Here is a 21,147-nt window from a genome sequence, read left to right on the forward strand (position 1 = left end):
AAGCGATAGGTAGAATAGAAGTGTCTGATTCTGAGAATCATTATCAGGAAAATAACAATTCACCTAATTTTTTTATTGCTATTTGAGAATAAATTTCATTTTAATAAATATATGTTGTTGGTTAGGATGGTTGAGGGATGGAAGCGAGCGCAAGCAGTATAGAACAGCAAGAAGAGAATGTTAAAGAGATTAAGAGCAGACCGCTCATCGCTTCTATTATTTTAGTAGCGGGTACAGTTTTGTTAGCTTTAAGCATGGCAGTTTCTATTTCTTTTGGGGCTGCAGATATTAGTTTAAAGACTGTATGGCAAGCTGTATTTCAGTTTGATGGATCTATTACACATCATAACGTAATTCAAGAGCTTCGCATGCCTAGAGCAATAGGGGGCGTAGTTGCAGGTGCCTTTTTAGCGGTATCAGGAGCAATTATGCAAGGCATGACGCGAAATCCACTTGCTTCACCATCGTTAATGGGAATTACAGATGGGGCTGTATTTGGAATTGCAATTATGTATGCATTTTTCCCTAATTCACCTTATTTAATGTTTGTTATCGCATCTTTTATTGGAGCTGCGTTTGGTGCAAGCATTGTATATGGAATTGGGTCTTCTTCACCAGGTGGATTAACACCTGTGAAATTAGCTTTAGCAGGTGCAGCTATTAGTGCTTTATTAGGGGCAATTTCATCTGGAATCGCATTGTATTTTAATCTTGCCCAAGAGGTGAGCATGTGGAATGCAGGCGGAGTTGCTGGAGTGAAATGGCAAAGTATTAATATGTTAGTGCCAATTGGCCTTGTTTGTCTTTTTATCGCAATTATGATGTCGAGATATATTACAATTTTGAGCTTCGGTGAAGAAATTGCAATTGGACTTGGTCAAAATACGACATTAATTAAATTTATCGGAACAGTACTTGTTCTTGTTTTAACGGGTTCCGCAGTTTCCATGGCAGGATCAGTAGGGTTTGTTGGTCTTGTAATCCCGCATATGACTCGTTTCCTTGTAGGCTCGGACTATAGATGGGTTATTCCATGTTCTGCGGTCTTAGGCGGGCTGTTAATTGAATGTGCAGATATGTTATCTCGCGTTATTAACCCGCCATTTGAAACGCCAATTGGAGCAATTACAGCGCTAATTGGGGTTCCATTCTTCCTCTACTTAGCACGTAATGAAGGGAGAGGAAAGATGTGAGGACGAGTGTCTTAACAAAAAAGAACATTTCTATATTAACGATTTTAGTAGGACTAATCGTTTCTATATTTCTTATTAGTTTAAATACAGGAACTTTTAAAATACCCCCAATGGACGTATTAAAGTCATTGGTTGGACTAGGGGCTGAAGATCAGTCTGTTATTTTATTTGAATTCCGTATGCCGCGTATGGTAATTGCTATACTAGTCGGATCTGCTTTAGCTATGTCAGGTGCGATTTTGCAAGGTTTATCACGAAATCCACTTGCTGATCCAGGTATTATAGGGATTAATGCTGGAGCGGGATTAACAGTTGTTATATTCGTCTACTTCTTCTTCGGGAAAGTAGGGACTGGTACATTTTTATCTGTATTCATTCTTCCATTTTTCGCACTAGTTGGAGCGATATTAGCAGCGGTAATTATTTATTTATTAGCATGGAAAGACGGCGTTTCATCGACTCGATTAATACTAGTCGGTATTGCCGTTGCAGCTGGATTTGGAGCTGTTAGTTTAATTTTCTCTATGAAGATGACATCTAACGATTTTCGTTTTGCTACGATTTGGCTGGCGGGAAGTCTGTGGGGTACAGATTGGAAATTCGTATTAAGTGTACTTCCATGGATGGTTATTTTCTTACCGCTTGCTATAAGTAAAGCACACATATTAAATGTAATGAACCTAGGCGATTCTACAGCAGTTGGCCTTGGTGTAAATGTAGAAAAAGAAAGACGTAAATTATTATTTATTGCAGTTTGTTTAGCGGGTGCATCTGTTGCTGTTGCCGGTGGAATTGGCTTTATCGGTTTAATGGCCCCGCATTTAGCAAGGCGCCTTGTTGGTGGCAAACATCAAATCATGTTGCCCACAGCTGCGCTAATAGGAACGTTTTTACTTTTATTCGCAGACGTAATTTCAAGAAGTGTACTAACAACTTCAGAAATACCAGTCGGTCTTGTTATTTCTGTAATTGGTGCACCGTATTTCATTTATTTACTTATGAGGACAAAATAAAGGGAGGCTTTTCGTATGGCAACTTTAGCGGTTGATGCGGTATCTGTTGGCTATAATGAAGGTTTAATTATTGATGGATTAACAGTTGAAATTCCGGAAGGGAAAATTACAACAATTATTGGGCCAAATGGTTGTGGGAAGTCCACATTATTAAAAACGGCGTCTCGTATTTTGAAGGCAAAACAAGGTACTGTTTATCTTGACGGAAAAGCAATTGAGAAACAGCCAACGAAAGAAATTGCAAAGAAAATGGCGATTTTACCACAAACTGCAGAAGTACCAACGGGTCTTACTGTATTTGAGCTTGTGTCATACGGAAGATTCCCTCATCAAAAAGGGTTTGGCACGTTGAAAGAAGAGGATTATCGCTACATTAACTGGGCACTTGAAGTGACAGGAATGAAAGAATTTGCGAATCGTCCAGCAGAAGCGCTATCTGGTGGTCAACGTCAACGTGTTTGGATTGCAATGGCTCTTGCACAAGGAACAGAATTACTTGTATTGGATGAACCAACAACGTACTTAGATATGGCTCATCAATTAGAAGTATTAAACTTATTGAAAAAGTTAAATGAAGAAGAAGGTAGAACGATTGTTATGGTTATCCATGACTTAAACCACGCTTCTCGTTTCTCAGATCATATGATTGCATTAAAAGCAGGTAAGTTAATGAAACAAGGAACACCAGATGAAGTTATGACAAGTGAAACACTTCGTAACGTATTTGAGATTGAAGCTCAAATCGTTCCATGTCCAGTAAACTGTAAGCCAATTTGCTTAACATATGATTTAGCGATGATTAGTAATCAATTGCGTAAAAAAGCTTAAGTAGAACCCCCTCGTGAAGAGGGGGGACTTCTAATGGACGTTGAGCTTCTTATATAAGAATGGGAAGTTGAACGCCCGTTAGAATGGGGTATTAACAACAATTAATAAAAATATATTGATTAATTGTTATCTTCGTTTCTTATAGTTCATTGCAACTTATAAGATAAATACAGCTAGAAGGAGTGGGAACATGAAGAATTTTAAAATGGCACTATTAGCAATGGTATTAGTTGTGACTTCTGTACTATTTGCTGCTTGTTCTAACAAAGAAGAAGAAAAGAAAGCAGATGCAAAGACTGAAGAGCGCACTGTAAAACATGCAAAAGGGGAAATTAAAATTCCTGCAAACCCAAAGAAAATTGCTGACCTTAGTGGTTCAACAGAAGAATTATTAATTTTCGGTATGAAACCGGTTATTACTGCTAATACATCTCAAGAAAAAATTGATGCACATATTGAAAAGAAACTAAAAGACGTTAAACCAGTTGGTTCTGCTTGGGGCGATAAAATTAACATCGAAGCAGTAGCTGCTGCAAAACCAGATTTAATTCTTGTAAATAATCGTCAAGAAAAGATTTATGATCAATTATCTAAAATTGCACCAACAGTTATGTTAAACACTCCATTAGATCAATGGCGTCCAAAATTCGAAGAAGTAGGTCAAATCTTCGGTAAAGAAAAAGAAACAAAAGAATGGTTCAAAAAGTATGATGAAAAAGCAAGCAAATTACATGACAAAATCGTCGCTAAAACTGGTGAAGCAACATTCATGAAAATGGCTGCGTATCCAAATGCTTTCCGCGTATACGGTGACTACGGTTACGGTAGCGTAATCTTTAATGATTTAAAACTACCAGCAGTTAAAGGTACACCAACTGATAAACCACTAGTACAAGTACAAAAAGAAGCTTTAATCGATTACAACCCAGATTACTTATTCGTATTTACAACTGGTGACGGTTCTCAGCGCTTAAAAGAATTCCAAGAAGAATCAATTTGGAAAAACATGAACGCTGTTAAAAACAACCACGTATTCACAATTAAAAATGAAGACTTAAACAAAGGTTACTTCCCATTAGGGAAAGATATGATCTTAGACGAAGTTGCTGAATTCGTTTTAGGTAAATAATGTATAAAGGAAATCACTTTTACTTCGGTAAAGGTGATTTTTTCTTTTTATAAAGGTAATTAATACAGTCTTTCATTTCTTTCTGTTTCTCATTTCGTTTATAATATAAAGTAAGAATGTAGTAAAGAAAGGGGGATGTCGGAAAGTGGTATATTTAAACGACAAACTCAGCGAAACAAAAGTGTTTAAAGACCCAGTACATAAATATGTGCACGTGCGTGATCGTGTTATTTGGGATTTAATCGGAACGAAAGAATTTCAACGCTTGCGCCGTATTAAGCAGCTTGGAACGACATTTTTTACATTTCACGGTGCAGAGCATAGTCGCTTTACTCATTCGTTAGGTGTATACGAAATTATTCGTCGTATGATTGATGATGTGTTTGATGGCAGACCAAATTGGAATGCTGAAGATAGATTGTTATGTTTATGTGCGGCATTACTTCATGATGTCGGTCACGGCCCATTTTCTCACTCGTTTGAAAAAGTATTTTCATTAGATCATGAGAAATTTACGCAAAAGATTATTGTTGGCAATACGGAGATTAATGATGTATTAAGTCGTGTTGATAAGGAGTTTCCACAAAAGGTAGCAGATGTAATTGCAAAAACGTCTACTAATAAATTAGCAATTAGTATGATTTCGAGCCAAATTGATGCGGATCGTATGGATTATTTATTAAGAGATGCTTATTTTACAGGCGTAAAGTATGGAAACTTCGATATGGAACGTATACTGCGTGTAATGCGCCCGTATGGGGATCAAGTAGTCATTAAAAATAGTGGTATGCATGCTGTTGAGCATTACATTATGAGTCGTTATCAAATGTATTGGCAAGTATATTTCCATCCGGTAACGCGAAGTGCAGAAGTTATTTTAACGAAGATTTTACACCGTGCTAAATCATTGCACGAGAAGTATTATACATTTAAAAATCATCCTGTTCATTTCTATTCTTTATTTGAAGAAGAAGTAACAGTAGAGGATTATTTAAAGTTAGACGAGAACGTTATGTATTACTACTTCCAAGTATGGCAGGAAGAAGAAGATCCAATTTTAAGCGATCTATGCCGCCGTTTTATGAATCGAAATCTATTTAAATATGTAGAGTTTACAGATAAACACGGTTTAGATAATTGGATGGAATTAAGTAGTTTATTTAAAAAGATTGGACTTGATCCGGAGTATTATTTAGTAGTTGATTCAACATCAGACTTACCGTATGACTTTTATCGTGCAGGAGAAGAAGAAGAGCGTTTGCCAATCCTACTTCTTATGCCAAACGGAGAGCTTAGAGAGCTTTCACGTGAATCGGATATTGTTGAGGCGATTACAGGTAAGAAAAGAACGGACCAAAAGCTATTCTATCCACATGATTTAATCTATGAAGATGGAAGAAAAGGAAAATATAAAGAGAGAATTATTGAGTTGTTAGAAGGAAAGAAATAAGAAGCAGCTAGTGGCTGCTTCTTATGAAAAACTTGAAATTATTTGTCGCTTAAGCGTTTTCCGCCAACTGCATAATGATTCTTAGACATTTCTTCGATGAAAACAACGATGTTTTCTTCAGGAGCACCAGTTGTTTCGCTTACTGCTGCTGTTACTTTCTCAGCAAGAGCTTTCTTTTGTTCTTCTGTGCGTCCTTCTAGCATTTTCACTGTTACGTATGGCATGTACAATCGCTCCTTTTATGTAAGTTACACTCTTATTATAGCGGATTATGGGGAAGAACAATCGAAAAAACAAATAATTTCTTTTTTTGACATATGGAAGAGGAGATGAAGTATGGATCAGTTATTTAGATATCCATTGCACGAAATTCCGTTGGTAGCAATGGCGATTATTATTGCATTATCCGTTCATGAATTTGCACATGCATATGTTGCATATAAATTTGGGGACGATACAGCAAAGAGACAAGGGCGTTTAACGCTATCACCGATGGCTCATTTAGACCCTATCGGTTTGATTGCAGTATTAATTCTTGGATTCGGTTGGGCCAGACCGGTTCCTGTTAACCCATATAACTTTAAAAGACCGCGTCTTGCAGGCATATTAGTTTCAATTGCAGGGCCGATTAGTAACTTAATTTTAAGTGCAATTGGTTTAATTATTTTGTATAGCTTAGCAGTATTTGGAGTGTTAGATGCAGTTCCAGTTGCAGTAGCTGAAACATTAGGAAAGTTTTTTGAGCTCTTTATTATGTTAAATATTGTTTTACTTGTATTTAATTTATTACCGATCCCGCCACTTGATGGGTATCGTGTAGTGGAAGATTTAGCACCAGCAAATATTCGCGCGAAAATGACACAGTATGAAAAATATGGAGCGATTGCGTTATTAATTCTCGTTATTACACCGCTTAGTAATTACACAATTCAACCTATTTTCCAGGTAGTTATTCCGCATGTATTAATGTTTTTACAAAGTATCATTGCGCCTATTTTTGGCCTTTTATAATTTTTAAGTGAGGAGGATTTTACATATGACAGAGAAAAAGAAAAAAATCGGTTTTAATATTGTGAAAAATGATTCAACAGATGGACATGGTGGATTTGGTGTTGGGGCATTAAGCCTAGAAAACATTTCACCTGTATTTGTTGATGTACTAGAGAAAACCGCATTCGTTGATATCGGTGCGATGCATGCGCGTAGTACAGTAGAAAAAGGTATTAAGTTTTTAACAAATAAAGATGAAGTTCCAAACGGAAAACCATTTTGGCTTGTTTGGGTAACGATTGAAAGAACTGCAACTGGTGCTTATTACGCAGGTGTAACAGCTTGTGAAATGACAGTAGACCGTGAAATTCGTCGCGGATATAAATCACTTCCAGAACACGTAAACAAAATGGATAAATCAATGAAGCGTCACATTATGGTTGACCATATGGATGAATCATCTAAAAAAGTACTTGGTACGTTCTTGAAAGAACATAATGAAGCGATTTGGAACGAATCTAGTGAAGAATTGCGTCGTGCATTATTAAGTGAATAAAAAATAGCTGACGGATGCCCGTCAGCTATTTTTTTTACCAAGGAAGATATTTTTTCCACCAACTTGTTTTTTTCTTTTCTTCAGTCGTTTTTTCAAATTCTTCTTTATCATCGACGTGATCCATACAATATTCAGTCGGTTCGGTACCTTTAGCGAAATACATTTTCACAGAAATAGGACAATTTTTTGTAGCAATTTTACCGTTCTCTGGGTTGATATTAACCGCTACGACGTCACCTGGTTGTTTAAATTCTTTTTTGGGCTGTCCATCTAAGCCTTTCTCCATCGTATCAGTCCATATTTTCTTCGCATATCCTTGTTCTGCTACGTTTGAAATAGATTTAGGTTGATCATATCCGACCCATACACCTGTTACGATTTGCGGAGTAAATCCGATCATCCAACTATCCGTTTCAGTAGAACCAGATTTTCCGGCATATGTTCTTGATAATTTTGATAACATCGATTGGCCAGTTACAGCAGCATAACTGCTTAGTTTCTTATTAAACATACCGGTCATCATTTCTTCCATTACAAACGCTTTGCTCTTGTCGAGAACTTGTTTACTCTCTAAATGAGCATCGTATAATATATTTCCTTCATGATCCATAATGCGGCGAATGAAAGTAGGTTTTACTTCTTTTCCACCGTTTGCGAACATGCTATAAGCGTTAACCATTTCAATTGGTTTTACGGGTGATGTGCCGAGAGCTAGAGAAGGCACATCTTTTAATGCACTTGTAATTCCAAATTGTTTTGCTGTTTTTGCGAGTGCGTCATCTCCTAAAAATAAATTCGTTTTTACAGCATATATGTTATCAGAGACTGCGAGAGCTTGTGCCATCGTTACAAAATCATCTGCATAATAATCTTTATAGTTTTTTGGTTTATACTTTGAAACGCCGTCACCTAAAGTAAATACAGTATATTCGCTTTTTAAGCGCGTAGCAGGCGTGAATCCTCGTTCTAATGCTGCATAATATAGAAATGGCTTAAATGTAGAACCAGGCTGACGAACGGCTTGTGTAGCCCTGTTAAATTGACTCGTAGTATAATCAGTTCCGCCAACAAGAGCAGCCACTTCACCTGTCGTTGGATTCATAGAGACGAGAGCAGTTTGTATGTTTGTTGTGTCAGGTATATGATCTTTTACAGCTTGCTCTGCTACAGCTTGTAGTTTAGGGTCTAGCGTTGTATAAATTCGCAAGCCACCCCGTTGTAAAGCTTGTTCGTCTAATCCAACATCACGAAGAAGCGAAGCTTGTACAGCATCTTGGAAATATGGTGCGACCTCTGCTACTTTTTTCGTATCTAATGAGGCAAAAGTTAGTGGCTCTTTCTTCGCTAAGGCTGCTTGTTGCTTCGTAATATATCCTTGTTCGACCATTTCATCTAATATGAGAGCTTGTCGTCCTTTAGCACGATCCTCTTTCAAAAAGGGAGAATAGACACTTGGCCCTTTCGGGATACCTGCGAGCATACTAGCTTCTGCTAATGTTAAATCTTTTGCTGTTTTATCGAAATATAGACGGGACGCAGCTTCGATTCCATAAGCGCCATGTCCGTAATAAATTGTATTTAAATATCCTTCTAAAATATGATTTTTATTATAGTTTACTTCAAGGCGGACAGTGTACATTGCCTCTAATAATTTCCGTTTCCACGTTTTATCATGATCTAAATACAGATTACGCGCGTATTGTTGTGTAATTGTACTAGCTCCTTGTACCTTTGCCATCGCTTTTAAATCAGCAACAATTGCACCTGCAATCCGTTTCACATCGAAGCCGTGATGTTTATAAAATCTTTGATCTTCAATAGAAAGGGTCGCTTCTTTTACATAAGGTGAAATTTCATTAAGAGAGACATTGTAACGTTTTTGAATTTCATTACTTTGTCCAATAACAGTATCATCGTTTGCGTAAAAGACGCTTGTTTGTGGGACCGCAACAGGAGGAGGTCCCATAATTTTTGCAACTATAATAATAACAAAAAAAGAAAAAACGAAGAAAAGGACGCAAGAAAACATTGCGGTGAAGAAAAGACGTTTATATTTTTTAAGTTTTGGATTCATAGTTTGATCCATCTTTTTTCAGCCCCTCATTAATACAAGCGTTATTGTATTAGTATTGAGGGTTTTCATTTATTTTAAACAATGAAATTTCGAAAATAAAAAGCTCCTTCCATTAAGAAAGGAGCTCAAAGGCACGTGCTGGCCAATCGGTAATGATGACATCTACACCATAATCAATCATAGTTTGTAAATCTTTGTATTCGTTAATTGTATATGGACGGAAAACATATCCTTGCTCTTGTGCTAATTGCACAAATTCTTTCGTTAATAGCTGGAAGTTTGGATGTAATCCACTTGCTTTTCTCTGTTTTGCTTCGGCAATTGGATCAGCAATCGTTGTATCATATAAAATTGCTCTTGGGATTTCAGGAGCAATTTCTGCTAATAATGAAACAGAGTCATGGTTAAATGATGAAAATACAATTTGATTAGAAAGATGATATTCGCGCACAAGTGCAACAGCTTTTTCCTCAATATTTGGGTAATGAATAACATCTGTCTTTAATTCAATATTTAGTTGTAAGTTCGTTGTGGAAAGCCAAATGAAAATCTCACGCAACGTTGGGATTTTTGCTTCATGGAAAGAAGGGTCTTTATAGCTACCAGCGTCCAATGATTGTAGTTCCTCTACCGTTTTTTCCGAAACAAGTCCAACGCCATTTGTTGTACGATCGACGGTTTCATCGTGAATTACGACAAGTTCACCATCTTTTGATAAGTGGACATCGAGTTCAATTCCGTGAGCGCCAATGCGTTCTGCTTCTTGGAAGGCAATCATCGTATTTTCGGGATGTGTACCTTTTACTCCGCGGTGAGCGAAAATAAGTGGTTTACTCATGTGAAATTCTCCTTATTATCTCTTTTCTTTCATTATGAAACTGCTTTAGGGAAAATACAATTGAATATGATAAACATTTACAAAAGTCTAACAGTTGCAGAAAAGTTAACGTTAACGTAAAATGTAATAATCAAGTGAAGGGAGGAATAAACATGTATAAAATTGATGAAGTAACAAAGCAAGTCGGTTTAACAAAACGTACACTTCGTTATTATGAGGAAATTGGTTTAATTCATCCCCCAGAACGTAGTGAGGGGAATATTCGTCTGTATACGGATGAGGATATTGCCAGAATTAAAAGAATTGTAGAAGCGAAAGAAGTGCTAGGAATCACACTTCAAGAAATGCAGCATTTCTTATCACTAAAAGAAAGAATGGAGCAAAGAAGAAATAGCGAGAACCCTCGTGATCGTGAAGTGATTCAAGAAATTAAAGATATGCTTGAAAAACAAGTGCAAACGTTAGACGAAAAAATGGAGCAAATGCAACGTGTAAAGGCAGAACTTGAAGATAGTTTACATCGTGCAGTAACATTTTTAGAGAGCACAAAAGGAGAGTAATCAAAATGGAGAGCAAACAAAAACTAGGGAGATTGATTACAGTGGTGGCTACCTTCCTGGCCTTTTCGGGTATAGGAGTAGTCGACCCAATTTTGCCGATTATTGCAGAGAAAATTGGTGCAACGCATTGGCAAGTTGAAATGTTATTTACTGCTTATATTTTAACGATGGCAATCATGATGTTACCAGCTGGTATATTTGCATCAAGATTTGGTGATAAACGGATGATGACAATCGGTCTTGCGATTGTGACTGTATTTGCGTTTATATGTGGTATATCGCAAACGATTGCTCAATTATCTCTTTTCCGTGCTGGATGGGGATTAGGAAATGCGATGTTTTTTGCTACAGCGATGACGCTGTTAATAGCATTAAGTAAAGAAGTTCATGAAGCAGTAGGATTATACGAAGCAGCGATCGGCTTAGGTATGGCTGGGGGGCCGTTATTGGGTGGAATATTAGGTGGACATTCTTGGCGTTATCCATTTTTCGCGACGAGTATTTTAATTTTCTTAGCATTTATTTTAGTATTCTTTTTTGTAAAAGAACCGGAGCGAAAAGTGAAGCGTAAGGCTGCTGGCGTAGGAGAATTACTTAACCTGGTGAAGTATAAACCGTTTATGCAAGGTGCGATTTCAGGAATGTTATACTACTACGGATTTTTCGTTGTGTTAGCATATTCACCACTTATTATGCATTTATCAGCTATTCAATTAGGCTTTGTATTTTGCGGATGGGGATTAGCGTTAGCTTACGGTTCTGCAATTTTAGCACATAAGCTAGAAGGGAAATATGAACCAAAAACATTATTGAAGGGTAGTTTACTTGTATTTGCGATTTTCTTAATTGCACTATTCTTTGTGAAAATTATGTGGTTACAAATTACCCTTATCGTTTTATCAGGATTAGCATCGGGCTTAAACAATGCATTATATACAAGTTATGTAATGGATATTTCACCTTATGAAAGATCTGTTACGTCAGGTGTTTATAACTTTGTTCGTTGGTTAGGGGGTGCAATTGCTCCGATTTTATCAGGAATTATCGGTCATACTGTTTCACCACAAAGTCCGTTTTTAGTAGGTGGAATTGTGGTGTTAGTTGGTTGTATTATGATCCTAATTCCAATTCGTAAACCAGTAGAAATAGAGACAAAAGCCCTTTCTTAAGAAAGGGTTTTCTTTATACATATATGTTAGAACCCTCTGACTAAAATATATTTTCGGTATTTTTGTACTTTTAACTATACATTTTGGATGTTTTGTTTTATTTTTGTTAGGGGACATTAATGATGTCCCTATTATAAATTTGCATTGAAAGGCGTGATTGTACGATGGAACTATGGTTCACTGAAAAACAAACAAAACATTTTGGGATTACGGCGCGTATTAACCGCACATTACATACGGAGCAAACAGAATTCCAAAAACTTGATATGGTTGAAACGGAAGAGTTCGGAAACATGCTTATTTTAGATGGCATGGTTATGACAACAGAAAAAGATGAGTTCGTTTATCATGAAATGGTAGCGCACGTACCTTTATTTACACATCCAAACCCTGAAAACGTATTAGTTGTTGGTGGCGGTGATGGTGGTGTTATTCGTGAAGTGTTAAAACACCCAAGTGTAAAGAAAGCAACTCTTGTTGAAATCGATGGAAAAGTAATTGAGTACTCTAAACAATACTTACCATCAATTGCAGGCGCATTAGATAATGAGCGTGTAGAAGTAAAAGTAGGAGATGGTTTCCTACATATCGCAGAAAGCGAAAATGAATACGATGTAATTATGGTAGATTCTACTGAGCCAGTAGGACCAGCAGTAAATCTATTTACAAAAGGCTTCTATGCTGGAATTTCAAAAGCGTTAAAAGAAGATGGTATTTTCGTTGCACAAACGGACAACCCTTGGTTCACACCAGAGTTAATTACGACTGTGTTTAAAGATGTAAAAGAAATTTTCCCAATTACTCGTTTATACACAGCTAATATTCCAACATACCCAAGTGGTCTTTGGACGTTCACAATTGGATCTAAAAAACATGATCCATTAGAAGTAAGTGAAGAGCGTTTCCACGAAATCGAAACGAAATACTACACAAAAGAATTACACAACGCAGCATTCGCATTACCGAAATTTGTTGGCGATTTAATTAAGTAAGAAAATCGAGCTTGAACAAATAAAGTGTGAATAGCTCATTTAAGGTGTTTGTCCAGAAGACTTGAACATGCTAGCTACTTACACTTCTGTAGAGAAAATCGTCTTCTTGTTGTTAAAAAGAAGACCCGGTAAATCGAGAAAGAGGAGCAATTCGCTCCAAATTTGAGAAATAGTGAAAGGTTGGGATACCTTAAGTTCCACATAAGGAGGAAAAGAATATGCGTTTTGATGAAGCTTATTCAGGTAAAGTATTTATTAAAAGTCATCCAAGTTTTGAAGAGTCAAAGGTAGTTATTTATGGGATGCCTATGGATTGGACAGTAAGTTACCGTCCAGGATCTCGTTTTGGCCCTGCACGTATTCGTGAAGTATCAATCGGTCTTGAAGAATATAGTCCGTATTTAGATCGTGAATTAGAAGAGGTAAAATATTTTGATGCGGGTGATATCCCATTACCATTCGGAAACGCACAACGCAGCTTAGACATGATTGAAGAGTATGTATCAAAACTTTTAGATGCCGATAAGTTTCCACTAGGTCTCGGCGGTGAGCACCTAGTGTCTTGGCCAATTTTTAAGGCAATGGCAAAAAAATATCCGGATTTAGCAATCATCCACATGGATGCTCATACTGATTTACGTGAATCGTATGAAGGGGAGCCTTTATCCCACTCTACACCAATTCGTAAAGTGTGTGATTTAATTGGTCCGGAAAACGTATATTCTTTCGGAATTCGTTCTGGAATGAAGGAAGAATTTGAATGGGCGAAAGAAGTAGGTATGAACTTATATAAATTTGACGTATTAGAACCGTTAAAAGAAGTATTACCGAAACTTGCTGGACGCCCAGTCTATGTCACAATCGACATTGATGTATTAGACCCAGCTCACGCTCCAGGGACAGGAACGTTAGAAGCTGGTGGTATCACATCTAAAGAATTATTAGATTCCATCGTAGCAATTGCAAATTCAAATATAAATGTAGTTGGAGCAGACTTAGTAGAAGTAGCCCCAGTCTACGACCATAGTGATCAAACACCAGTCGCAGCAAGCAAATTCGTGCGGGAAATGCTGCTCGGTTGGGTAAAATAAAAGCGGAAGCCGACTGTTTAGACCCGGTGACTAAGGTTCTTTCCTGCAAAAGGTGCTTTTTACCTTTTTGCAGGGAAGGTTCTTAGACGCAAGGGTCTAGGAGGCGTAACTGGATAGAAATAAAAGCGGAAGCCAGCCGCTGCAGCTAGATAAAGTAAGAGCCCTCTATATGATTAGAGGGCTCTTATTTTGTCGTTATGTGTCGGTAAGTCGATATATTAAAAAAATCGCCGATATAATTTCATTTACCGTTATGCAACACAAAAAAAGCTATTCTCAAACGATGGGAATAGCTCTTTTTCTTATGCAACCTTCTCTTCCGAAGTAACTCCACGAATTTCATCAGCAGAGCGGATCGGATATTTACGGAACACAATAGACCCGATGTATCCGACAATAGTGGTAACGATTCCACATAGTACAGCAGCAATCGTTACTTTTATAACGTCATTAAATCCGAATAGGACAAGAAGACCTGGAATTGGTGATGCTGTTCCTGGTGCATTATTAACAAGCTGGAATAGCGATGTAATAATACCGGCAAGTGCACCGCCAACGAAGTTTGTTGCATAAATTGGAATTGGATTTGCTGAAACAACATCTGCTTGTGTTAAAGGCTCGATTGCTACAGCGATTGTGTCTTTCTTTGAGCAAATTTTTAGTCGCTTAAAGAAAATAAAGTTCATCGGGGCTGAGGCTGCTACGGCAAGACTACCAATTGCCATTGGTAAACCTGTTAATCCAAGCATTGCAGTTAGTGCCATAGAACTCAGTGGAGAGGTAGAAATAACTGTTATTAATCCACCAAGCATAATACCCATAATGATAGGACTTTCTGTAGTTGCAACTGATATCATAGAACCGATTTTACCAAGTGTTGCGTTAACGAGCGGATCCATAAGCATTGCCATTCCACGTGAGATTGGTGCAGCGATAAATAGGATTGCTAAAAATTCCACACCAGCCGGTAATTTCTTTTCGAGAAATTTCACGACGAAGGCACAAACGTATCCGGCGAAAAATCCTGGTAAAATACCGAATCCACTAGTAGCGATACCAATTAAAACAGCGTATACGGGGGAAACACCGATTGCTAATGCGACTAAAATCGCTGCTGCGACACCGCTCATACTACCAGAAGCTTCTCCTACTGATTGTAAAAAGTCATTATGAAACATTTCTCCACCTATATAACGGTGAAATGCTTCAATAAGAAAACTTGCGATTGCTGCATTAGCTAAAGCGCCCATCGCCTTCATTCCGTAAGGCGCACGGTAACTGAAAAGTGTAAATAGACAAAGTACAACAAGTAATAGTGCTAAACCTTGCAAGATAGCCATTTGAAAACTGTCTCCTTTGATTTTTGTAATAAAAATTCGTATCATTCAATAATAATATAAAAGTGTATGAAACGGAAAAATTTTTTCTTGGGAACTTGCTTTAAGAAAAAATCCCTTACAATAATGTAAGGAAAGTGTAAGACTTTTAGATAGAGTATAGTATGCTCTTTTCCGTATAATACAAGTATAGATATAATACTAGTGAGAAAGAAGTGCAAACAGGAGGCGCATGTATGAAATTGGTAATTAAAGTTTTAGCTGTATTCGCCATCATTTTAGGGGGAACAGCATATTATTTAAACACAAAAACAGAAGGTGTACATGCTTTTGTAGACAACTTCTTTTCGAATAAAGAAATACAAGATTATTATGCGGTTGTAGATAAAGGTGAGAAAAAAGACGGTGAATATTTGTATACATTTAAAGGGTATACAGAGGACGGAAAGCAACAAATTATTAAAAGAATGGTAAATCGTGAATTGCATGCAGGTGCTTTTATAAAAATTTATGCAAAAGGTATGCAAGGAAAAGGATGGGCTGAAATAACGAAAGAGTCAATCCCGCAAAAAGCGTTGCAAAAAATAGAAAAATCATAAAAGGAGCGAATCGTTCGCTCCTTTTTTAGTGCGTTAAAATAGTGATAGATGTATTTTCTTTGTTAGAAATGATTTTGGCATGTCCACCAATTGGAAAAGTAAAAATTGGAGTTGTATGTCCAAAATTTGCATTTGCAATGATAGGAATATGTGCAAGTTCAGGTTTTGAAGAAATCATTTCTTGAATGTCCGCTATCGTACATTCTGCTTCTTTTTGCATTCTTCCTATTACAATACCTGTTATATGTTCAAAATCAGGTTGCTGCATAAGGGAATGTAGATAGCGATCAAAAGTTTTAAGCGTTGATTTTCCTGTTAAACTGTCTTCTTCAAGGAATAAAATTTTGCCCTTTAAGTTTGGCATATATGGTGTGCCTTGTAGTAAATTAAGTGTGCTCATATTGCCACCGATAATTTCTCCTGTCGCTTCCCCCTCTTGAATTGGAACATACCCTTCATTTTTTATAAATTCTCGATTTTCCTGATCCATATACCAAGAATCATCGCTCCACGTTTCCGCCGGAATAATTTCAATAGGCTCATTAGTGGTTAAGCATTGTAAAAAGTAATCGTTTGTATACTCGAGCCCTTTCTCCATTCCAAATGAAGAGAAGTGGGGACCCGAATATGTAACAAGCCCTGTTTTTGTGTAAATTGCATTATTTAAGGCAGTAATATCAGAATAACCACAGAAAAATTTCGGGTTTTTACGAATTAGATCATAATCGAGATGTTTCAATAAACCATTGGAGTTGTATCCGCCAAGTGTCGTCAAAATAGCTTTTACATTAGGGTCTCCAAATGCTTCATGGAGGTCTTGAATGCGGGAAGAAATAGAAGAGGAAGCAAATTGATCTATCTCATCGGCATATTTTGAGAATGTAACTTGAAAGCCCATGTCAGTTAATCTTTTTGTAGCAAGTTTTCTATTTTCATTTGAAACAATACTTAAACTACACGATGGTGAAATCACGCGTATTTCATCACCCTTTTTTAACTTTGTTGGTATCACTGAATTCACCTCTATAATTAAAAGAATATTTAGATTTAAAAAATATTTTATCACATGAAATAAAGTAGAAGTGAATTATTTTTTGAAATGGAGTTTTCCTGATTTTTCAGCAGACAGACAGCGTCTTTTTTTGATATGATAGGAAAAGTGATTTATTATAAGTAGTATTTAATATCTATAACATTTGAAAGGTGTGCAAGACGTGAAGAAACAACTTGCAGGCTTGCCGGTACACGTTCATTTCGTAACAGAAATCCGTGAAGGGGCGAGGAAGGAAACCGTTGCTTTTGAAGCAAATGGTCAATACTATGTAAAAGGTCAAGGTACATATGTAACATTCCAGGAGCCGAACGAACAAGGCGAAGTGAAAACAATTATTAAAATTCAAGATGAACAAGTTCTCATTATGCGTTCAGGTGCTATTTCTATGCGTCAGACGCATGTGAAAGGTGAATGGACAACGGGTACGTATACGAGTGAACTTGGTACGTTTGCACTGCAAACGAAAACTGATAACGTTCTTTTTAAATGGTCGGATGAAAAGAAAAAAGGACAACTCTTCTTAACGTACGCATTGCTTCTAAGTGAACAAGAAGCTGGCAGATATACAATTACAATTAATTTGAAGGAGGCAAAATAATGAATTCCTTAGAACAGGTAAAAGGATTGATTAAAGAAGAAATTCAAGCTGCTGTATTAAAGGCAGAATTAGCGACAGAAGAACAGATTCCAAACGTTGTATTAGAATCTCCAAAAGATAAAACAAATGGTGACTTCTCTACAAATATGGCAATGCAACTTGCACGCGTTGCGAAAAAAGCACCTCGTATGATTGCAGAAGAACTAGTTGCAAACTTCGATAAAGCAAAAGCTTCTATTGAAAAAATCGAAATCGCTGGTCCTGGTTTTATTAACTTCTATATGGATAATAGCTACTTAACAGATTTAATTCCAACAATCGTAAACGCTGGTGAAGCTTACGGTGAAACGAACACTGGTAAAGGTGAAAAAGTACAAGTTGAGTTCGTATCTGCGAATCCAACAGGTGACCTTCACTTAGGACATGCACGTGGTGCGGCAGTAGGTGACACTTTATGTAACGTATTAGCAAAAGCAGGATACGATGTATCTCGTGAGTACTATATTAATGATGCTGGTAACCAAATTCATAACTTAGCTCTTTCTGTTGAAGCTCGTTACATGCAAGCATTAGGTTTAGAGAAAGAAATGCCAGAAGACGGTTACCATGGTGCGGATATCATTGGAATCGGTAAACGTTTAGCTGAAGAGTTTGGTGATCGTTACGCAAAAGCTGATGAAAAAGAAAGCTATGAATTCTACCGTGAATATGGTTTGAAATATGAGTTAGCAAAACTTCAAAAAGACTTAGAGAGCTTCCGTGTTAAATTTGATGTATGGTTCTCAGAAACATCATTATACAAAAACGGAAAAATTGATGCTGCACTTGCTGTATTAAAAGAGCGTGATGAAATCTTTGAAGAAGGCGGAGCAACTTGGTTCCGTTCAATGACTTACGGTGACGACAAAAACCGTGTATTAATTAAAAATGACGGTTCTTACACATACTTAACGCCAGATATCGCTTATCACCGTGATAAATTAGAGCGTGGTTTCGATAAGTTAATCAACATTTGGGGTGCTGACCACCACGGTTACATTCCTCGTATGAAAGCTGCTATTCAAGCGCTAGGTTACGATAAAGAAACACTTGAAGTAGAAATCATCCAAATGGTACAACTGTACCAAAATGGTGAAAAAATGAAAATGAGTAAGCGTACAGGTAAAGCAGTTACACTTCGTGAGCTTATGGAAGAAGTAGGCGTGGACGCAATGAGATACTTCTTCGCGATGCGTAGCGGTGATTCTCATTTAGACTTCGATATGGACTTAGCTGTATCAAAATCTAATGAAAACCCAGTATACTATGCACAATATGCTCATGCTCGTGTATGCAGTATCCTTCGTCAAGGTGAAGAGTTAGGATTAGCTGCAGATGGAGACGTGAATTACAAACTTGTTACTTCTGAGAAAGAAGTAGAGTTACTGAAAAAACTTGGTGAATTCCCAGCTGTAGTTGCGGATGCAGCACAAAAACGTCTGCCACACCGCATTACAAGCTATGCATTTGAATTAGCAGCAGCATTACACAGCTTCTACAATGCAGAAAAAGTATTGAACCAAGATAACTTAGAATTAAGTAAAGCTCGTTACGAGTTAATGAAAGCAGTACGCACTACACTTCAAAATGCATTAGCAATCGTAGGAGTATTTGCACCAGAAAAAATGTAATTAAGAAAAGCGAAAGCGGCTCGTTTAGAATAGGAGGGGGATGGAGCTCCTGACAGAGAGGCTTATGATGGAAGAAAAGGTAGAAGAATTAATTGATATATATAAGCAGCAAATATATTCCTTATGCTATAAGTTAGCGAAAACGAAAGAAGATGCGGAAGATATTTTTCAAGAGACGTGGATAAAGGTTTTTTCATCAAGGCACCAACTTTCTTATGTGGATAATTATAAAAAGTGGATTACTGCAATTTGTGTTCGTACGTTTTATGATTTTTATCGTAAGAAAAAAAGGTGGAAAGATCGAATATTGGATTTGTTTCATAAAGAAGATGGTGGAGAAATAGATTTCGCAGATGAAGTGAATATATCAGGAGAATTTATTCGAAAAGTGGAAGCGGAAATGATATGGGAAGTAATACAGTTATTAAATGAAAAATATAAAACGGTACTCGTACTCTATTACTATGAACAATATTCTTACAAGGAAATGAGTGAAATATTAAATATACTGATTGGTACGGTGAAGTATCGTCTCAATTATGCGAAAAAGAAAATGCGAGAACATTTGGAGGGTTTCGTGCATGAAGGAAGATAAATTTGAACAGAAAATAAAGAGCAGTTTAGCGGGAGAGATGATTCCTAGCGAAGAGCTGATAAATCATACGAAACAGAGCGTGCGAAATGCTCGGAAATTAGAAAAGAGATGGGTTGTTTTCATTCATGCTATTTGGATGATTGTATTAACAGTCACCCTAGAGCAGTTTGTTAGTCATTTGGATCATAAAATATCTGTCATTATAACGATAGTTATTATGATGCACCTATACATTCCTATATACGTTGTCATACAGTCATTTTTAAAGAAGGAGTATAAATTACATGATAGAGTTCGCTAATCCATTTGTAGTATTTGAGATAGCTGGGATTACAATATTTTTGGCTTTTATAGCACTTTTAGTATGTGTAGCATCATGGGTGTATACAGATGCGAAAACGTGTGGAATAAGTAAGTGGTGGAGTGTTATAGCGATTGTATTGCCATTTTTTATTGGAGTTTTGTTATATATGATACGAAGAAGTAACAAGAAAATAGAAGGCGAACATACGATGAAGGTTATGAAAAAACAAAAGATAACATTAGTTGTCATATTTGCAAGTGCGATGTTTGTATTACTTAGCGGCTTTGCTTTTGTTCAAACGCTAGATGATATGTGGAGAGCTGGTGATATATATTTAGAAAATGAGAAGCGAGGGGAGACAAGTTACGAGGCAAAATTCTCATCATGGGATATTGCTGGGAAAGGTATTGAACTTGAGTATGCAAAAGATACAGAAGTAACATTTTCTTATGAAACAGATGCAAAACGTGGTAATTTATGCTTTAGCTTATATGAAAGGAAAGGAGAAGGTATAATAGAGTTAAAAGAAATCTGTGAATCGAAAAAAGGTACTTTTAAAGCTACATTAAAAGCAAATGAAAAGTATGTATTTAATATAAGTGGTTTAATGGTGAAAGATGGTTTTGTAAAAGTGAATTGGGAAGCAAAATAAAGGGCCCTTGAGAAAGGCCCTTTATTTTATTGGATTGTATAAGTAACAGAAAAACTAACAGGACTATAGTAAACGTAAGGTGCATGAAATTGAACGTACATATTTCCATCTGTTTTTGCAGTGAAAATTCGGCCGTAACCATCAGAATAACGTCCAATAAGGTTATGATTTGAGTCATAAACACTGTAACTAGGAGTTTTGCTGTTAGGTTGAATTGTTAACTCTTGTCCCTTTTGAAGGAAAACAGGTTCTTGTTCAGAACTACCTCCAGTTTGCAAAGAATAAAATTTTGTAAAGCTTTGTTCTTGAGCGGCAGCAGCGACTTTTGTTTCAGGAATAAACGCGGTAGCGCCGGTAATTCCTGCTAAAGTTAACGCACCTGCTAAAATCATTTTTTTCATAATAGAAAAAGCCTCCTTATAAGTTGTAATCGATATTGTTACAGTTAATATTGT

General features: G+C 36.8%; 23 protein-coding genes. 17 read left to right on the forward strand and 6 right to left on the reverse strand.

Annotated features, from left to right (window positions below):
- Positions 1-137 precede the first annotated feature (137 nt).
- The 5 genes from ACQRBL_RS26910 (at position 138) to ACQRBL_RS26930 (ending at position 5,613) form a co-directional block, all read left to right on the forward strand.
- Positions 138-1,193 carry a FecCD family ABC transporter permease gene (locus tag ACQRBL_RS26910; RefSeq protein WP_000388296.1) on the forward strand — a complete coding sequence of 352 codons (1,056 nt, stop codon included), beginning with the start codon at positions 138-140 and terminating at the stop codon, positions 1,191-1,193.
- Complete coding sequence (locus ACQRBL_RS26915; protein WP_001260757.1) at positions 1,190-2,206, forward strand: FecCD family ABC transporter permease; 1,017 nt, start codon at positions 1,190-1,192, stop codon at positions 2,204-2,206. Before ACQRBL_RS26910 ends, ACQRBL_RS26915 begins: the two co-directional genes overlap by 4 nt.
- A 15-nt stretch (positions 2,207-2,221) precedes the next feature.
- Positions 2,222-3,034, forward strand: a complete 813-nt coding sequence (locus tag ACQRBL_RS26920) for an ABC transporter ATP-binding protein (RefSeq protein ID WP_000212068.1) — start codon at positions 2,222-2,224, stop codon at positions 3,032-3,034.
- Positions 3,035-3,224: 190 nt separating this feature from the next.
- Positions 3,225-4,163 carry an ABC transporter substrate-binding protein gene (locus ACQRBL_RS26925; RefSeq protein ID WP_000787724.1) on the forward strand — a complete coding sequence of 313 codons (939 nt, stop codon included), beginning with the start codon at positions 3,225-3,227 and terminating at the stop codon, positions 4,161-4,163.
- A 145-nt stretch (positions 4,164-4,308) separates the two neighbouring features.
- Positions 4,309-5,613, forward strand: coding sequence for an HD domain-containing protein (locus ACQRBL_RS26930; RefSeq protein ID WP_000262741.1), 1,305 nt, complete (start codon positions 4,309-4,311; stop codon positions 5,611-5,613).
- 38 nt (positions 5,614-5,651) lie between these two features.
- Here ACQRBL_RS26930 and ACQRBL_RS26935 read toward each other — a convergent pair whose 3' ends face one another.
- Positions 5,652-5,837: a 2-hydroxymuconate tautomerase gene (locus ACQRBL_RS26935; RefSeq protein WP_001147171.1), complete on the reverse strand. Its 186-nt coding sequence runs from the start codon at positions 5,835-5,837 to the stop codon at positions 5,652-5,654.
- Between the two features lie 112 nt (positions 5,838-5,949).
- On the opposite strand from ACQRBL_RS26935, the gene ACQRBL_RS26940 reads away from it, so the two are divergent.
- Positions 5,950-6,624: a site-2 protease family protein gene (locus ACQRBL_RS26940; protein ID WP_000372443.1), complete on the forward strand. Its 675-nt coding sequence runs from the start codon at positions 5,950-5,952 to the stop codon at positions 6,622-6,624.
- Positions 6,625-6,649: 25 nt separating this feature from the next.
- The gene (locus ACQRBL_RS26945) at positions 6,650-7,159 is read left to right on the forward strand and encodes a YwhD family protein (RefSeq protein ID WP_000136683.1); all 510 of its coding nucleotides are present in this window, start codon (positions 6,650-6,652) and stop codon (positions 7,157-7,159) included.
- Positions 7,160-7,193: 34 nt separating this feature from the next.
- On the opposite strand, the gene ACQRBL_RS26950 is transcribed toward ACQRBL_RS26945, so the two are convergent.
- Both ACQRBL_RS26950 and ACQRBL_RS26955 read right to left on the reverse strand, forming a co-directional pair.
- The gene (locus ACQRBL_RS26950; RefSeq protein ID WP_000372960.1) at positions 7,194-9,245 is read right to left on the reverse strand and encodes a transglycosylase domain-containing protein; all 2,052 of its coding nucleotides are present in this window, start codon (positions 9,243-9,245) and stop codon (positions 7,194-7,196) included.
- Positions 9,246-9,345: 100 nt separating this feature from the next.
- The gene (locus tag ACQRBL_RS26955; RefSeq protein ID WP_000042784.1) at positions 9,346-10,071 is read right to left on the reverse strand and encodes a glycerophosphodiester phosphodiesterase; all 726 of its coding nucleotides are present in this window, start codon (positions 10,069-10,071) and stop codon (positions 9,346-9,348) included.
- A 152-nt stretch (positions 10,072-10,223) separates the two neighbouring features.
- Between ACQRBL_RS26955 and ACQRBL_RS26960 the strand changes: the two genes are divergently transcribed.
- From ACQRBL_RS26960 to speB, 4 genes are all read left to right on the forward strand, one after another.
- Complete coding sequence (locus ACQRBL_RS26960) at positions 10,224-10,631, forward strand: MerR family transcriptional regulator (protein ID WP_000276560.1); 408 nt, start codon at positions 10,224-10,226, stop codon at positions 10,629-10,631.
- Between the two features lie 5 nt (positions 10,632-10,636).
- Positions 10,637-11,800: an MFS transporter gene (locus tag ACQRBL_RS26965; RefSeq protein WP_000444233.1), complete on the forward strand. Its 1,164-nt coding sequence runs from the start codon at positions 10,637-10,639 to the stop codon at positions 11,798-11,800.
- A 164-nt stretch (positions 11,801-11,964) separates the two neighbouring features.
- Complete coding sequence (gene speE / locus ACQRBL_RS26970) at positions 11,965-12,792, forward strand: polyamine aminopropyltransferase (RefSeq protein WP_000424696.1); 828 nt, start codon at positions 11,965-11,967, stop codon at positions 12,790-12,792.
- Positions 12,793-13,010: 218 nt separating this feature from the next.
- The gene (speB, locus tag ACQRBL_RS26975; protein WP_001209831.1) at positions 13,011-13,883 is read left to right on the forward strand and encodes an agmatinase; all 873 of its coding nucleotides are present in this window, start codon (positions 13,011-13,013) and stop codon (positions 13,881-13,883) included.
- A gap of 302 nt (positions 13,884-14,185) precedes the next feature.
- Here the strand turns inward: speB and ACQRBL_RS26980 are convergent, their stop codons facing one another.
- Positions 14,186-15,223, reverse strand: coding sequence for a PTS sugar transporter subunit IIC (locus ACQRBL_RS26980; protein WP_000996313.1), 1,038 nt, complete (start codon positions 15,221-15,223; stop codon positions 14,186-14,188).
- A 233-nt stretch (positions 15,224-15,456) separates the two neighbouring features.
- On the opposite strand from ACQRBL_RS26980, the gene ACQRBL_RS26985 reads away from it, so the two are divergent.
- Positions 15,457-15,819: a YxeA family protein gene (locus ACQRBL_RS26985; RefSeq protein WP_000779932.1), complete on the forward strand. Its 363-nt coding sequence runs from the start codon at positions 15,457-15,459 to the stop codon at positions 15,817-15,819.
- Between the two features lie 25 nt (positions 15,820-15,844).
- On the opposite strand, the gene ACQRBL_RS26990 is transcribed toward ACQRBL_RS26985, so the two are convergent.
- Positions 15,845-16,831: a S66 family peptidase gene (locus ACQRBL_RS26990; RefSeq protein ID WP_000613238.1), complete on the reverse strand. Its 987-nt coding sequence runs from the start codon at positions 16,829-16,831 to the stop codon at positions 15,845-15,847.
- Between the two features lie 202 nt (positions 16,832-17,033).
- Between ACQRBL_RS26990 and ACQRBL_RS26995 the strand changes: the two genes are divergently transcribed.
- The 5 genes from ACQRBL_RS26995 to ACQRBL_RS27015 all read left to right on the forward strand — a co-directional run bounded on the left by ACQRBL_RS26995 (position 17,034) and on the right by ACQRBL_RS27015 (position 20,692).
- Positions 17,034-17,471: a DUF1934 domain-containing protein gene (locus ACQRBL_RS26995; protein WP_000744343.1), complete on the forward strand. Its 438-nt coding sequence runs from the start codon at positions 17,034-17,036 to the stop codon at positions 17,469-17,471.
- Positions 17,471-19,141: an arginine--tRNA ligase gene (argS, locus tag ACQRBL_RS27000; protein ID WP_411995846.1), complete on the forward strand. Its 1,671-nt coding sequence runs from the start codon at positions 17,471-17,473 to the stop codon at positions 19,139-19,141. Before ACQRBL_RS26995 ends, argS begins: the two co-directional genes overlap by 1 nt.
- A gap of 67 nt (positions 19,142-19,208) precedes the next feature.
- On the forward strand, positions 19,209-19,736 hold the full coding sequence (locus ACQRBL_RS27005) for an RNA polymerase sigma factor (protein WP_411995868.1): 528 nt from the start codon (positions 19,209-19,211) through the stop codon (positions 19,734-19,736).
- Positions 19,723-20,037, forward strand: coding sequence for a hypothetical protein (locus ACQRBL_RS27010; protein ID WP_000656690.1), 315 nt, complete (start codon positions 19,723-19,725; stop codon positions 20,035-20,037). The genes ACQRBL_RS27005 and ACQRBL_RS27010 overlap by 14 nt, the downstream gene beginning before the upstream one ends.
- Positions 20,021-20,692, forward strand: a complete 672-nt coding sequence (locus tag ACQRBL_RS27015; RefSeq protein ID WP_411995845.1) for an anti-sigma factor — start codon at positions 20,021-20,023, stop codon at positions 20,690-20,692. Before ACQRBL_RS27010 ends, ACQRBL_RS27015 begins: the two co-directional genes overlap by 17 nt.
- A 26-nt stretch (positions 20,693-20,718) precedes the next feature.
- Here ACQRBL_RS27015 and ACQRBL_RS27020 read toward each other — a convergent pair whose 3' ends face one another.
- The gene (locus tag ACQRBL_RS27020) at positions 20,719-21,093 is read right to left on the reverse strand and encodes a hypothetical protein (RefSeq protein WP_000738223.1); all 375 of its coding nucleotides are present in this window, start codon (positions 21,091-21,093) and stop codon (positions 20,719-20,721) included.
- Positions 21,094-21,147: the final 54 nt, after the last annotated feature.

Origin of the sequence: Bacillus sp. AF62, assembly GCF_050312695.1 — a bacterium.
Classification (GTDB): Bacteria; Bacillota; Bacilli; order Bacillales; family Bacillaceae_G; genus Bacillus_A; species Bacillus_A cereus.

Bases quoted from the DNA above. Each gene is read 5' to 3' on its own strand.
- ACQRBL_RS26960 (WP_000276560.1), top strand. From the start codon at position 10,224: ATGTATAAAATTGATGAAGTAACAAAGCAAGTCGGTTTAACAAAACGT.
- speE (WP_000424696.1), top strand. From the start codon at position 11,965: ATGGAACTATGGTTCACTGAAAAACAAACAAAACATTTTGGGATTACG.
- ACQRBL_RS26950 (WP_000372960.1), bottom strand. From the start codon at position 9,245: ATGGATCAAACTATGAATCCAAAACTTAAAAAATATAAACGTCTTTTC.
- ACQRBL_RS26910 (WP_000388296.1), top strand. From the start codon at position 138: ATGGAAGCGAGCGCAAGCAGTATAGAACAGCAAGAAGAGAATGTTAAA.
- ACQRBL_RS26935 (WP_001147171.1), bottom strand. From the start codon at position 5,837: ATGCCATACGTAACAGTGAAAATGCTAGAAGGACGCACAGAAGAACAA.
- ACQRBL_RS27005 (WP_411995868.1), top strand. From the start codon at position 19,209: ATGGAAGAAAAGGTAGAAGAATTAATTGATATATATAAGCAGCAAATA.
- ACQRBL_RS26980 (WP_000996313.1), bottom strand. From the start codon at position 15,223: ATGGCTATCTTGCAAGGTTTAGCACTATTACTTGTTGTACTTTGTCTA.
- argS (WP_411995846.1), top strand. From the start codon at position 17,471: ATGAATTCCTTAGAACAGGTAAAAGGATTGATTAAAGAAGAAATTCAA.
- ACQRBL_RS26985 (WP_000779932.1), top strand. From the start codon at position 15,457: ATGAAATTGGTAATTAAAGTTTTAGCTGTATTCGCCATCATTTTAGGG.
- ACQRBL_RS27010 (WP_000656690.1), top strand. From the start codon at position 19,723: ATGAAGGAAGATAAATTTGAACAGAAAATAAAGAGCAGTTTAGCGGGA.
- ACQRBL_RS27020 (WP_000738223.1), bottom strand. From the start codon at position 21,093: ATGAAAAAAATGATTTTAGCAGGTGCGTTAACTTTAGCAGGAATTACC.
- ACQRBL_RS26945 (WP_000136683.1), top strand. From the start codon at position 6,650: ATGACAGAGAAAAAGAAAAAAATCGGTTTTAATATTGTGAAAAATGAT.
- ACQRBL_RS26965 (WP_000444233.1), top strand. From the start codon at position 10,637: ATGGAGAGCAAACAAAAACTAGGGAGATTGATTACAGTGGTGGCTACC.
- ACQRBL_RS26955 (WP_000042784.1), bottom strand. From the start codon at position 10,071: ATGAGTAAACCACTTATTTTCGCTCACCGCGGAGTAAAAGGTACACAT.
- ACQRBL_RS26925 (WP_000787724.1), top strand. From the start codon at position 3,225: ATGAAGAATTTTAAAATGGCACTATTAGCAATGGTATTAGTTGTGACT.
- ACQRBL_RS26940 (WP_000372443.1), top strand. From the start codon at position 5,950: ATGGATCAGTTATTTAGATATCCATTGCACGAAATTCCGTTGGTAGCA.
- ACQRBL_RS26920 (WP_000212068.1), top strand. From the start codon at position 2,222: ATGGCAACTTTAGCGGTTGATGCGGTATCTGTTGGCTATAATGAAGGT.
- ACQRBL_RS27015 (WP_411995845.1), top strand. From the start codon at position 20,021: ATGATAGAGTTCGCTAATCCATTTGTAGTATTTGAGATAGCTGGGATT.
- speB (WP_001209831.1), top strand. From the start codon at position 13,011: ATGCGTTTTGATGAAGCTTATTCAGGTAAAGTATTTATTAAAAGTCAT.